This window comes from Segatella copri, from assembly GCF_019127135.1.
Classification (GTDB): Bacteria; Bacteroidota; Bacteroidia; order Bacteroidales; family Bacteroidaceae; genus Prevotella.
This window is the reverse complement of sequence record NZ_JAHOEA010000006.1, coordinates 36,207-48,752: the sequence shown is the minus strand read 5'-3', so window position 1 is coordinate 48,752 and position 12,546 is coordinate 36,207. Positions and strand designations below refer to the sequence as shown.

The following is a 12,546-nucleotide window of genomic DNA, read 5'->3' as shown; positions in this document are numbered from 1 at the left end:
TTTCGGGCGCAATTAAATGTATTATATAGGTCTCTTTACACGGACATGATTTTCATATCGGCGTGGGCTCTGACGTTGTCTGTTCAACTATGATAGGCAATTGCTAGAGCCTCAGGAAGTGGAATGGACAACAGGACGATTCCACGCTTTTTTTCTGTCGCAATTTAACGGATTTCTGTCTAGAAAAAAGTTAGCACCGATATGAAAGTCGATGAATGGACATCAGAAGATGTACACACCTCAGGAGGTGGTGAATTCCCTCCTTGCGCTGGACTTACCTCCAACGCCCTCCCCGAAGCTCAAAGCATAGTTTCCGCCAAGAGTTCACAAACAGGGGTGTCCACCAGAAATGCCCATATAGCAAGTAAGCCTAAAGCACAAAAAGAGGCAGATTTTCCTCATTGGTATGCCTTACGCGCCACTTATGGTAGAGAAAAAAAGGCATACGACTATTTGACCGCAAAAGGTATCACAGCTTTCTATCCTACCACTAATGTAGTAAAACTTATAAAAGGTAAGCGTAAAAATGTTACCGAGTCTCGTTTACCTAACATCTTCTTCGCCTACGGTACCGAAGAACAACTCAAAACCTTTGTTTACGACAACGTAAACCTCCCATTTCTCCGCTTTTATTATCGTCACGTCCACGTTGGGCGCAGAATAGAGAAGATTCCTATGATAGTTCCAGACTGTCAGATGGAAAGTCTCAAAATCATCTGTGCTGCCGATGCGGACAATACCATCGTGTCATTAGTCGAAGTGCCAAAGTTCGAGAAAGGACAGTTGGTAAAGGTTATTGATGGTGCGTTTAAGGGAGTGATTGGCAGAGTCGCAAGATGGCAGGGACAGCAAAGAGTTGGAGTGGTTGTGGACGAATTGGTAACTGTAGTTACAGCGTATATACCGAGTGCATTTCTAATGTCTATTTAATTTCTTCGATTCCAATGGAATTACTAGTAAAAATAAATAAAAAGTTAGAGCAACGTAGAGCTATTTTGAATACAATCATTCAAAATGTTGGAATTCAAAATAAAATATTAAAATCTGCACAAATCTTGGCTGAATGCCTAAAACTCGGAGGAAAAATAATCACAGCTGGAAATGGTGGTTCAGCTTCTCAATCAGAACATTTTTCCTCAGAAATGATGGGGCGTTTAAAAAATAGCAGAACACCTTTTCCCTCATTATCGTTGAGTTCCAATGCATCTCTATTAACTTGTATAGGAAATGATTTTGGATTTGAAAGAATTTTCTCTCGGCAAATAGAAGGCATTGGTACAACGAAAGATGTGTTTATTGCATTTACAACATCATGTAAATCAAGGAATATCATAGAAGCATTGAATGTGTGTAAGAATTCTAATATAAAATCAATAGTTTTCACAGGACAATGCGTACATGATATTGATTTGTTAGCAGAAGAAATAATAATGATTCCAAGCAATGATGTACAGATTATCCAAGAGTGCCATGATATCATATCTCATATAGTGTGTGAACTGGTAGAGGAAATAGTAGATTTAAAAACAGTCAATGAGTGGGAGCAAATAAAAAATGAATTCAAAAATGGTTATAAGTTCCTTATACTTGATCGTGATGGCGTTGTCAATATAACAAAACCCAATGGCTATATTTCATCTTTTTCTGAGTTTGTTTTTACTGATGGCTTTAAATCTAACATTAAATTACTCTCGGAATGTTTTGATAGGATTTTCATAACAACGAATCAAGCAGGAATAGGAAAAGGTATTATGACCGAGAATGAATTGTTAACATTACATGAATGTATGTTGAGTGAAATCAAGAAGCTTGGGGGGTCTATAGATAAAGTCTATTACAGTAAAGGTATAGACGATACGGACAAAACAAGAAAACCTAATACAGGAATGGCAGAAAACATAAAAAGAGATTTTCCTGATATTGATTTTTCAAAAACAATTGTTGTTGGAGATTCCTTTGCAGATAGATTATTCGCTAATAGAATTAATGCTAAATTCATACTTGTTCAATAATATGGATACCGGAGAATTACAAATGAAAACTATTGTTATTGGCGATCTCATGTTAGACAAATATGTTTTTGGTATAGTCGAAAGAGTCTCGCCTGAATCAGGTTGCCCTATTTTGAAACAAACTACATGCGAATATCAATTAGGAGGAGCTGCAAATGTTGCAAAACAACTAAAAAGGTTAGGAGCTAATGTAATTTTGTTTGGAATAATTGGAAACGATGAAAATGGTAAAATGTTTAAGAAAATACTAAAGCAAGAAGGTCTAGAGGTCGATTTTTTATCAACATATAATACCGATACCACGTGCAAAACAAGATTCGTAAATGACCTTCATCAGCAAATGTTTCGTACAGATCGAGAAACTTTTGTGTCCTATAGTGACGAAGATAGATATAAAATTATGAATTATCTGACTCGGAACCAAATATGCAACATTGTAATATCTGATTATAATAAAGGCGTTATTACCACGCAAATGTGTCAAGACATTATCCGTTATGGACAAAGAAATGGCATTAATGTCATTATAGATATCAAGGAGAATGACTTGAAAAAATATAAAGGAGCAACTATTGTTAAAGGCAACAAAAAGGAAATACATAAACTTTTAGATAAATTGTCTGAAATATGGATTAGTGATAGTTCTTTACAAAAATTAAGAAGTGTATTAAATACAGAGCGATTAATTATGACGTGTGGTGAAGAAGGTATCATTGCTGTTGATGAAAAAAATAATATCATAAAACATAGCTGCCAAAAGCATCTCGTTTTTGATGTTACTGGAGCTGGAGATATAGTAACAGCATATATTTCTTATTTATCCAAGTATAAAGACATGTCATTTGATAGAATTTTATACTTTGCCAATAAAGCTGCGAATATTAAGGTTGGGCGTTTTGGAAATTCTATTGTAGAATTAGACGAAGTTCTAAATGGGTACATAAAAGTATTGAATGTACATGAAATTATCAAGAAGACAAAAGGAAAGAAAGTTGTCTTTACAAATGGATGTTTCGATGTTATTCACGCAGGGCATATAGACTTATTGCAAAAGGCAAAAGAAAAAGGTGATATTCTTGTTGTAGGATTAAACTCAGACTCTTCCATAAGAAGATTAAAAGGTAATAGTCGCCCAGTTAATACACTTAATCAAAGAATAAAAGTATTGTCTTCAATCCAATATATTGACTATATAGTTGTCTTTGACGATGATACTCCATTGCAACTTATAGAAGCAATAAAACCAAATGTGTTGGTAAAAGGCGGAGATTATAAATTTAAAGAGATTATAGGAGCTGATTTTGTCACAAAAAATGGAGGACAGGTTTTTAGCATCCCATTTGTATATAACCTATCATCAACAAAAATAATAGATAAAATAAAACTATGATTATTGTAACAGGTGCTACAGGTTTTATAGGTTCAAATTTGCTTGCAGAATTAGAGCTAAGACAATATAAAGGTCTTGTTGCCGTTGACTCATTCGGGGTTGAAGATAAATGGAGGAATATATCAAAACGTATATTCCCATATCTTGTTTCCCCTCAAGATATAGATTCATTTATAGAATCTAATGTTCAAAAAATAAAAGCCATTATTCATCTTGGAGGTATTTCCTCTACTACAGAAAATAATGTAGATTCTATTGTTGAAAATAACATCAAATTAACGATTAGATTGTATGAGTTTTGTAAAAATAATCACATTCGATTCATATATGCATCTTCTGCTTCTACCTATGGAGATGGGGGAAAAGGATATATAGATTCTGATGACATAGAATACTTAAATCAGCTATCTCCATTAAATCCATATGCATGGAGTAAAAATTATGTCGACAAATATATTTCATATGATAGATATGTGAATAAAAACAAATCATTATCAGTTGGATTGAAATTTTTCAACGTATATGGACCTAACGAATATCACAAAGGTTTACAAGCAAGCGTTATATTTCATTTTTTCTTGCAGATGCTCCAAAACAATACTGTAAACTTATTCAAATCTAATTGCGCAGATTTCAAAGACGGACAACAAAAAAGAGACTTTGTATACGTTAGAGATTGTGTAGATGTCATTATTTGGATGCTGGAACATCAGGAAATTATAGGACTCTTCAATGTAGGAACAGGATGTGCAAGTAGCTTTTTGGAAGTCGTAGAATCAATTAAAAAAGCCTGTCATATAGAATGTAAAATCCATTATATAGATATGCCCGAGAAACTTAAAAAACATTACCAAAATTTCACAGAGGCTAATTTGACGAAGTTAAGATCGGTTGGTTATACAAAAGAGTTTACTTCGTTAGAAGCTGGCATATCTCAATATGTAAATGAATTTTTAAACAAAAAAAATAAAAGATATGAGCCGAATTATATTTAATGTCGCAGCAAAGTGTGATAGAGCAGGGCGAGCTCAAAATCAAGATAACTATTGGATATGTCCAGACTTATCACTTTTGAATTCAGACTCGAGTCCCAAAATAGGAAACGATACAGACATAGAATTGTCTGAAAAAGGAACGCTTCTTGTTGTAGCAGATGGCATGGGAGGAATGAACGCTGGTGAAATCGCATCTATGCTTGTCGTTGAAAGTATAAAGAAACATTTTTCTAGTGTTCCTAACGAAATATTAAGCAACGAAGTTGACATTTTGGATTTTATCAAGGAGTCAATCATCGACGCAGATAATTCAATTAAGCAATATGCAAAAGAACACAAAGAAGCTGAAGGACTAGGTAGTACTATTGTTCTACTATGGCTATTAAATGGTAAAGCATATTGCGGATGGTGTGGTGATAGCAGAATATACAGATTCAATCCAAATAATGAGTTAGTTCGTCTATCTCATGACCACTCTTATGTACAATCTTTAGTTGATGAAGGCAAAATATCAGAAGAAGAAGCGTTCAATCATCCAGATGGCAATATTATAACGAAATCACTTGGAGATAATGGTGAAACTGCAACTCCAGAATTGCGAGTATATGATATTTACCAACGTGATGTATTTATTCTTTGCAGTGATGGGTTATGTGGATTACTCACAGATTCTGAGATAAACGAGACTGTTGAGAGTACCTGTACTTCTTCTAAAGATTCATTAGAAGCATTGTGGGAAAAAGGACAAGCTACAGGTTGGACAGATAATGTAACTATAGATATATTATGTGTGTCCGATGGAGGCAAACCTGCAAAAGGTAGACCTGATGGATATCCGAGAGTGGTAAAAAAACAGAGCAAGAATAGAGACAAAAAAGTTCCTATTGTAAATAGTAAGGATTCTCTCAGTTCGAAAATTCTAAAGTCTCCTTACATCTATATTATCGGCATTGTTTCTATATGTGTCTTAGGGATAGTGTTGTACTTTTCTTTTGTAAAAACACAAACTGAAGGGAATTCTAATTTTGAATTTAATGTCGAAATTCCTAACAAAGAAACGGATGAAAGTGACACCAATATCAATGATGACTCTTCAAGCTCACATAGCAGTTCTCAGGCTAACAACAATCACCAAAATGGAAGAAATAGAGATCATCGACGAAACCAAACAACAACTCATGGTGCAAGACAAACGAATACAGGAAGTTCAAATAACACAACTCAAAATCAAGGAACTCAAACACAAAACAATTCTCCTATAAATTCTGGGGTGATAAACCAACTTCCTCAAAATAATAATGGTCATAATACCAATATAGAACAGAGACCTTCAGTAGAATACACCCAGTTGTTTAATAATGTCCTAAACGATTACAATAAAGCAAAGAAAGCATGGGATATTATAAAACAGCAAAAATACAAGACTCGTAGATTAGAAAATATGGTTCTTGATTTTACTGATAATATCAATAAGAATATAGCAGCCTTAGAAAGGGATAAAGCGAACTATAACGCACTTAAAGAAAAGAATAGAATAAAAGACTTCAAGAAACTTTATGGCGAAATTAAACACGATTGGAGGAAGTATGATTATCAACCACCTATACAAGGTGGTGGTAATGAAATGGGGAGTCAAGAGTATTTATAGCTAAAAATAGTAAACAATTAAAATATAAATATGGCAGAAAAAAAAGCAATACACAAATTCAAAGCTGGAGATGTCTTTGATGAAAGATATATATTAGAGAAACTAATGGGTTCAGGTGGTTTCGCTGATGTGTGGAAAGCTAAGGATAAAGATACAAATTCATCCATCGCATTAAAGATATATACTAATCTTGATGATGATGGAATTAATGATTTGGCCTCAGAGTATACTCGTATGCAGAACTTAAACCATACAAATATACACAAAAACAAACTTTTATTATTTAGAAGAAAGGATATAAAAATGAAACGTTTACCTAAATATACGCCTGCGGAAGTACGGAATGATCCATACGGATTTACTTACAAAGAAATGTCGGAAGTTATTGGCGAGAATGAAGCAAAAGCCTTATATGAAGAATTATATAAGCAATTACCACGCAAAAAAAATCTATCAATGTTGGTAAAAAATATTTGCAAAAGCAGTGATACTGAAAAGTATGTTTACGAACTGAAAGACAACAAATACATTGAAACGGTTTTTATCAAGCGGCGAGATGGTGGAACTGTTTGCGTGAGCACACAAGTCGGTTGTCCTGTTGGTTGTATTTTTTGTGAGTCCGGGCGAAATGGCTTTGTTCGTAATCTAACATCGTCAGAAATCGTACAACAGATTATATTGTTGCGTCGAAAAGTAAACCGTATCGTTTTTATGGGTATGGGAGAGCCTTTATTCAATTATGACAACTTGATAAAAGCAATCCATATTCTCCGAGATAGATATGGGCTCAACTTTCCAACCGACGGCATTACCATATCAACAGTTGGTCCGGTCGATCAATTAAAAAAATTGCGCGAGGAACATCTTAAAATTCAGTTGACAATATCTTTACACGCAGCAACACAATCTGCAAGAAATCGTATTATTCCTCACATGCGCATATATGCTATTGAAGATGTTGTTAAGCAAGCCTTATCCTATTCTGAAAGGCATAATCGCAAAATTGTCTTTGCGTATTTGCTTTTACCGGGTATAAATGACCGGCCCTCAGATGTAAGACAACTTGCAAAATGGTTTCGGGGCAAAAAAGTTATGATTAACGTGTTACAATACAACCCAACAAGCAATTCAAGAATTAAAGCACCACAGAAACGGGAAATAGTTGCATTCAAACATCAATTAGAGCAAGCAGGACTTGAAGTTACTATAAGAGTTTCTCATGGCAGAAAGATTAACGCGGCTTGTGGACAGTTAGCTAACACATATAATAAATTCAAAAAAAAATGATTAAAAGTGCCAGACGCATAGACGCAGAGCCGATAACGCATTAGGTCAAAAAACGGCGCACCCGACAAACCCTGTGGAGGGCTGTGCAGATGCTAACCCAAAAACTATGTTGCCAAACGATACATGATTGTCCAAAAGTAGTACCTTTGCACTATGAATCAGAATGACAATATAAACATGTATGAAGGCCTCGCCTCATATTTCCTCCCCGAAGGAGTTCTTAAGTATTTTGAGGTGACAGACTTTGCAACACAGCGTACTTTGGACAAGGATGTTCTTTACACAACAGAGCTTCACATCTATCTGGATGAGCGCGACAATCGCACACCAGACATGAAGGATTCCGTGAGCAATGGTTTTGGGGAAGAATCATGTTTACTTGACTATCCAGCCCGAGACAAGAAGGCGGTACTTCACATACGAAGAAGGCGCTGGACAATGCCGGATGGCACAACAAGAAGTGTTGACCTTGACAAGGAGTTTGAACTGAAGCATAAGGGCACTCGATACGCGAAGGATTTCGCGCTTTTTTTAAAGAGGGCGAATGGACTCTGAGACGATAACCGCTCGTCAGATTGGTTATACGTACATGATTAACAGCTCCACGTTTGCCAAAAGATACAAGGACACCCTGAGTAACTTCGAGACGTGGGAGCAGAAGGATCACGCATCTAAGTGGATTCTTATTCCGCAAAACGTAGGTAAGGAGCAAGGCATAGACGAGACCTCCCTCCAGGGCGAACTGTACACTATCGTTCACAACAAGGATGCCCATGGTCGCAAGGGTGCAATCATAGCAGTAGTCAAGGGAACGAATCCTGCTGACGTACTGAAGGTTCTCATGCAACTACCTGCAGATAAGCGTGAAATGGTTGAGAATATCACGATGGATCTCTCAGATTGCATGCGTGTCATAGCCCGAGAGGCATTCCCTAAAGCCACAGTCATACGTGACTGCTTCCATGTCGTAAAACGCGGTGGAGAGGGCTGCGAAGAGATACGTCTGCGCCTGAAACGAAAAGCCGTAAAGGAGGTGAACAGACAGAAGGCAGAGTTTCGCAAATACCTCGAAAATCTGGCAGCGCAGAGAAAGGCTTACCGCGAGCGAATGAGGAAAAGGCATGGGAAGAACTGGAAGAAGAGCAAGCGTGGAAGAAAGCCTATGAGGCTGAACACTCGCTTTGAACCCAAAAGGCTTGAAAATGGCGAGACTCTTGTAGAGGCACAGACACGATGTCGCAAGCAATTGTCCATGAGCCGAGAGAAGTGGAGCGCAACGCAGAAAAAGCGTGCGAAGATACTTTTCGCACTCTACCCAAAACTTGAAGAAGCATACAATCTGATCAACTCCCTTAGAGCCATATTCAGAAACAAGAAACTCACAAAGGAGACTGCCAAACAGAATTTCAAGGGGTGGTATGAGAAAGTGGCTTCATGCACTCTGCGTGAAATCAAGTCCGTACGCGATACCATCAGATTCTATGAGGATGAAATCCTGAACTACTTTGACGGACGTAAGACTAACGCTTCAGCTGAATCGTTGAACTCAAAGATCAAATGCTTTCGTGCACAAGTAAAAGGAGTCATAGACATACCATTCTTCATGTATCGTTTAGCAACAGTTTTGGGTTAGCATCTGCACGGCCTACTCCACAGGGTTTGTCGGGTGCGCCAGATAAAAGTATATAATATAGATACCATTCTATATAGAAGTACTTTCGAATATCATGAATCTTCATTTGAAAAGCTAAAGGAAGCTGTCAATAATTACAGGCTAAAAAAAGTAGAACCTTATAATTATGATTTAACAGATGAAAACACTATACTTCGTTTGTATTGCGGTGATAAATTATCAACGTCTGTAGAGTGTTATAATAAAAGAACTAATATTATAGGAGACTTCAAAAAATTAATTTCTGAAATAAAGAAAATGATACCAGAATGGTCGTCTATAGTAGATTTGTGCAAGAAATCTGAGGCACTTAACGATTCACTTTCATCATTGCCTAATACAATTTGTACTACAATATCTTTAAGTGATAAGTTCCTTTCATTTAAAAGTAAAGGTGGTGAATATAAAAAAGTAAAAATAACTTGTAATAGAGATTGGGAATTGCTTGCATTTCCTAAATGGGTAATCGTTTCAAGAAATAATTATGATGAGATTGTCGTAGAGTCTACAAAAAATAATACCTCCCAAAAAAGAATTGGCGAGATAGAGGTTGGATGTTTAGGAGAAGTAAAGAAAATAACTATCTTGCAGAAATAGCCTTATTATTTTAGGCAAACAAAAAATGAGCTAATAATATACGAAAAAAATTAAGGACATACCATGCTGTTACCGAAATTCGATATATTAAATAAAATAAAAAAAGAAAGAACCATAACACTTGCAAATGCGATAATTATCGCATTTGCTGCTTTTGTTGTATTTACAGTTTTACAAACATTGGGAATAGTAAATTTATTTCTATTGGGATATACTGTTTGTTCGTGGATTGGCATTTTTATATTTTCCGTTATGATAACCTGGTGTTTTAATACTCAGCCTAATATAGTAAGATCTTGTATAACAATATTAATTTCAATGTTGTTTTTATTTTTATACACAACACTAGCAAGAACAAAACCTAATGTGATTTCCTATATAAATGCATTTGGGCTTGCGATTTTTGTTTCTTTCATCATATGTTTCATCTATATATTTCCTTTTTCATCGAAAAACTCGAATGAAAAAACACAGAATAAAGAATTAGACAAACCTCAAAATTTAATAATCGCCATCTATCAAGGACGATACAATACAAGAAATGATTTATTCAGATTCTATACAAACTATACAAGTAAAAAAGACACATTTATAGATTTATTGAATGTTATTTGCGAAGTGTGCATAGAATCAATAAACAATCAAGATTTGTCTCAGATAATAAAAGAGCGTTGCCAAAAGGTTTACTCTATTGTCAAGCCCATATTGGAAGAAGAAAAGGACGTTGAGTATCTTATGAATGTTACAGGAAAGGAACGAGATTCCCTCATGTTTTTACATAATTCTTCCAAAAAATTAGACGTATCAAAGCAAGAGGCTGTTATTCGCCATCTCTCGATTATTGCAGATTCTATAATAATCACAAAAAATAAGTTAACTGAAGAGAACAACCGCAACACACAATCATTAACCCTATCAATGATAGGAATTATTTTAACCATACTATTTTCTTTGCTGTCTTTACTTTCTACAGAAAATTTTTCTGCACTACATATTTATATGGATTACATAAAATAAATACCATCTATCACATATATATACGTGGTTTATTGTACAACAATGATAAAAAAGTTTTTTCGTTCTTAAAAGTTATATACTCTCAATAATTTTCAAAAGGATGGTAGGATTGATACTCCTGCCACCCTTTTTGCATGTAAGGTGGAGATGACTGCCAGTACTACGACCGGTATTGCCAGTGACTCCAACAATGATACCGGGATAAACATATTCTCCTTTACGAACTATGATAGAAGACAAATGACAATAGCTGACGTGGTAATTGCCATGCCGCAATGTAACATAGTTACCAGAACGATTGTCATACCCTACCTTTTCGACAATACCATCCATCATAGCATAGGCAGGTTCGTTCTTCGCACGAAGATCCAAACCGTTGTGCCATGATAGTTTACCTGTAAAAGGGTCACGACGATAGCCATAAGGACTGGTGACTTTGATTGATTTCAGTGGATAAGTGAAGCTTGGATAGCTACTTGTCCACTGTTTTTGTTTGTTATCCACAGAATCTGTTTCCTGTTGTGGCAGATTTGCCGTGACGAAATCTACCTGATTATTTGCAGGAGGCAGAAACATCTCCTCCACTTTCTTGACTTTGTAACGGCATGCGTTATCGCTGACGGTATTGAACTGCGCCTTCGCACTCGATACCGCCAGACAACTTATTGCCCATAATGCCATTATTTTCCTATTCATAGTGCAAAGTTAGGGAAAGAAATCAAGAGTGATACACGATGCAGTAAAAGTATAACATAAAATAAGATTAAAGTATGATTGAGAGTATGAAATGATGATATAATCATAATAAAATGGAAAAGATTGGGCAGAAGAACGTAGGCTTTCTTGTATTCATTACTCTTGGGCTATCTTTGCATGGCTATATGCAAAGTATCATTCAAAATATAATCAGAATATGAAAAGAAACTCATTTGAAGAAAGCGAAGTGCCGTATCAGACACTTGCAAAGTTCGGTCTTACCCATGAGATGATAGAAGACCTGCCGATGCATGCCTTGGATGACATCAGCAATGGTCGTCCATCGCCAGTATTGCCTGTGAGCATGGAAGTAAACGAGGGTTACAGTATCAAGAGCAGAACCCGATTCGCCTTGGTAAGAATGGCAGATGGAAACGTGGATGTGATGTTCTATCCTGTGTTGAAGTATGCCCCATTGGACAAATTCACCAAGGAGCAGCAGGAACTGTTGAAGCAGGGCAAGGCTGTGGTGGCAGATGTGGATATACCAGATGGCACACATGTCAAGGCTTTTGTACAGATTGACAGAGAGACCAATCAGGTTATGGCAGTGCCGACACCAGTGATTGGTAGAAACTTGCAGGTGCTATCTGACGAACTCTGTCTTGGAGGAACAGAACTAAAGAGCATCCAAAATGGCGAGGCACTGACATTTGCCGTAGAAGACGAGCCTGTGACCGTAGGCATCGACCTGAAGAGTGATACTGGCATCCGCTTCGCCAACGGTGATGGTGAACAGTGGCGCAAGGAGGGCAAGCGAGAGTGGGACAAATACACCTTCGGCATCTATGGCTGTTGGGTAATGGATGATGACGGTAATCTTGACTATGTTCCAGAGGAGGAATATACCGAAGAACTGTGGAATGAGCAGAAAAAAGCAGCAGGAAGACATGCTTCTGTCGTTGCAAGAAAGTAAAGTGAAACATCAAACTTAGGGAAGAAATGAGAAAAGGACCTTATTATACAGAAGACATTCTCGTAGAGAAGATGCAGAGCGGCGAATATGGTTGGCTTGATTATGTGAACCATTTCAGTGAGGAATGGCAGAACGAGTATGAGGAATACTGCAAGGAACACGCCCTGTGCATCGGCAACGAGAGTGCGGAACAGTTTGTGAAGTACAAAGACGAACTGTTAGAGCAAGGAATGGAAAAAGAGAACGCTTAATACAA

General features: G+C 36.6%; 13 protein-coding genes. 12 read left to right on the top strand and 1 reads right to left on the bottom strand.

The window, feature by feature from the left end; translation table 11 throughout:
- Positions 1-201 precede the first annotated feature (201 nt).
- The 10 genes from KSW37_RS02850 (at position 202) to KSW37_RS02805 (ending at position 10,618) form a co-directional block, all read left to right on the top strand.
- Complete coding sequence (locus tag KSW37_RS02850; RefSeq protein ID WP_217313244.1) at positions 202-930, top strand: UpxY family transcription antiterminator; 729 nt, start codon at positions 202-204, stop codon at positions 928-930.
- Between the two features lie 14 nt (positions 931-944).
- Positions 945-2,012 (top strand): HAD-IIIA family hydrolase, encoded by a 1,068-nt coding sequence (locus KSW37_RS02845; protein ID WP_071122647.1) that lies wholly within the window; start codon positions 945-947, stop codon positions 2,010-2,012.
- Between the two features lies 1 nt (position 2,013).
- The gene (gene rfaE2 / locus KSW37_RS02840; RefSeq protein WP_071122912.1) at positions 2,014-3,402 is read left to right on the top strand and encodes a D-glycero-beta-D-manno-heptose 1-phosphate adenylyltransferase; all 1,389 of its coding nucleotides are present in this window, start codon (positions 2,014-2,016) and stop codon (positions 3,400-3,402) included.
- On the top strand, positions 3,399-4,397 hold the full coding sequence (rfaD, locus tag KSW37_RS02835; RefSeq protein ID WP_071122646.1) for an ADP-glyceromanno-heptose 6-epimerase: 999 nt from the start codon (positions 3,399-3,401) through the stop codon (positions 4,395-4,397). The genes rfaE2 and rfaD overlap by 4 nt, the downstream gene beginning before the upstream one ends.
- Positions 4,378-6,045: a PP2C family protein-serine/threonine phosphatase gene (locus KSW37_RS02830; RefSeq protein WP_217313243.1), complete on the top strand. Its 1,668-nt coding sequence runs from the start codon at positions 4,378-4,380 to the stop codon at positions 6,043-6,045. Before rfaD ends, KSW37_RS02830 begins: the two co-directional genes overlap by 20 nt.
- A gap of 30 nt (positions 6,046-6,075) precedes the next feature.
- On the top strand, positions 6,076-7,332 hold the full coding sequence (locus KSW37_RS02825; RefSeq protein WP_437182885.1) for a radical SAM protein: 1,257 nt from the start codon (positions 6,076-6,078) through the stop codon (positions 7,330-7,332).
- A 153-nt stretch (positions 7,333-7,485) separates the two neighbouring features.
- Positions 7,486-7,887: an ISAon1 family transposase N-terminal region protein gene (locus KSW37_RS02820; RefSeq protein WP_254364545.1), complete on the top strand. Its 402-nt coding sequence runs from the start codon at positions 7,486-7,488 to the stop codon at positions 7,885-7,887.
- Entirely contained in the window at positions 7,877-8,965 is a 1,089-nt protein-coding gene (locus tag KSW37_RS02815) for a transposase (protein ID WP_254364543.1), read from the top strand. Before KSW37_RS02820 ends, KSW37_RS02815 begins: the two co-directional genes overlap by 11 nt.
- 33 nt (positions 8,966-8,998) lie before the next feature.
- Complete coding sequence (locus tag KSW37_RS02810; RefSeq protein ID WP_217313242.1) at positions 8,999-9,601, top strand: BACON domain-containing protein; 603 nt, start codon at positions 8,999-9,001, stop codon at positions 9,599-9,601.
- A gap of 63 nt (positions 9,602-9,664) precedes the next feature.
- Positions 9,665-10,618, top strand: coding sequence for a hypothetical protein (locus KSW37_RS02805; RefSeq protein ID WP_071122641.1), 954 nt, complete (start codon positions 9,665-9,667; stop codon positions 10,616-10,618).
- A 72-nt stretch (positions 10,619-10,690) separates the two neighbouring features.
- On the opposite strand, the gene KSW37_RS02800 is transcribed toward KSW37_RS02805, so the two are convergent.
- Positions 10,691-11,314 (bottom strand): M23 family metallopeptidase, encoded by a 624-nt coding sequence (locus KSW37_RS02800; protein WP_071122640.1) that lies wholly within the window; start codon positions 11,312-11,314, stop codon positions 10,691-10,693.
- Positions 11,315-11,531: 217 nt separating this feature from the next.
- Between KSW37_RS02800 and KSW37_RS02795 the strand changes: the two genes are divergently transcribed.
- Together KSW37_RS02795 and KSW37_RS02790 are read left to right on the top strand one after the other, a co-directional pair.
- On the top strand, positions 11,532-12,290 hold the full coding sequence (locus KSW37_RS02795; protein ID WP_071122639.1) for a DUF4099 domain-containing protein: 759 nt from the start codon (positions 11,532-11,534) through the stop codon (positions 12,288-12,290).
- A gap of 26 nt (positions 12,291-12,316) precedes the next feature.
- Entirely contained in the window at positions 12,317-12,541 is a 225-nt protein-coding gene (locus KSW37_RS02790; RefSeq protein ID WP_071122638.1) for a hypothetical protein, read from the top strand.
- Positions 12,542-12,546: the final 5 nt, after the last annotated feature.

What these genes read in the sequence shown, in the direction of transcription:
- KSW37_RS02850 (WP_217313244.1), top strand. Translation starts at nt 202, where the DNA reads ATGAAAGTCGATGAATGGACATCAGAAGATGTACACACCTCAGGAGGT.
- KSW37_RS02845 (WP_071122647.1), top strand. Translation starts at nt 945, where the DNA reads ATGGAATTACTAGTAAAAATAAATAAAAAGTTAGAGCAACGTAGAGCT.
- rfaE2 (WP_071122912.1), top strand. Translation starts at nt 2,014, where the DNA reads ATGGATACCGGAGAATTACAAATGAAAACTATTGTTATTGGCGATCTC.
- rfaD (WP_071122646.1), top strand. Translation starts at nt 3,399, where the DNA reads ATGATTATTGTAACAGGTGCTACAGGTTTTATAGGTTCAAATTTGCTT.
- KSW37_RS02830 (WP_217313243.1), top strand. Translation starts at nt 4,378, where the DNA reads ATGAGCCGAATTATATTTAATGTCGCAGCAAAGTGTGATAGAGCAGGG.
- KSW37_RS02825 (WP_437182885.1), top strand. Translation starts at nt 6,076, where the DNA reads ATGGCAGAAAAAAAAGCAATACACAAATTCAAAGCTGGAGATGTCTTT.
- KSW37_RS02820 (WP_254364545.1), top strand. Translation starts at nt 7,486, where the DNA reads ATGAATCAGAATGACAATATAAACATGTATGAAGGCCTCGCCTCATAT.
- KSW37_RS02815 (WP_254364543.1), top strand. Translation starts at nt 7,877, where the DNA reads ATGGACTCTGAGACGATAACCGCTCGTCAGATTGGTTATACGTACATG.
- KSW37_RS02805 (WP_071122641.1), top strand. Translation starts at nt 9,665, where the DNA reads ATGCTGTTACCGAAATTCGATATATTAAATAAAATAAAAAAAGAAAGA.
- KSW37_RS02800 (WP_071122640.1), bottom strand. Translation starts at nt 11,314, where the DNA reads ATGAATAGGAAAATAATGGCATTATGGGCAATAAGTTGTCTGGCGGTA.
- KSW37_RS02795 (WP_071122639.1), top strand. Translation starts at nt 11,532, where the DNA reads ATGAAAAGAAACTCATTTGAAGAAAGCGAAGTGCCGTATCAGACACTT.
- KSW37_RS02790 (WP_071122638.1), top strand. Translation starts at nt 12,317, where the DNA reads ATGAGAAAAGGACCTTATTATACAGAAGACATTCTCGTAGAGAAGATG.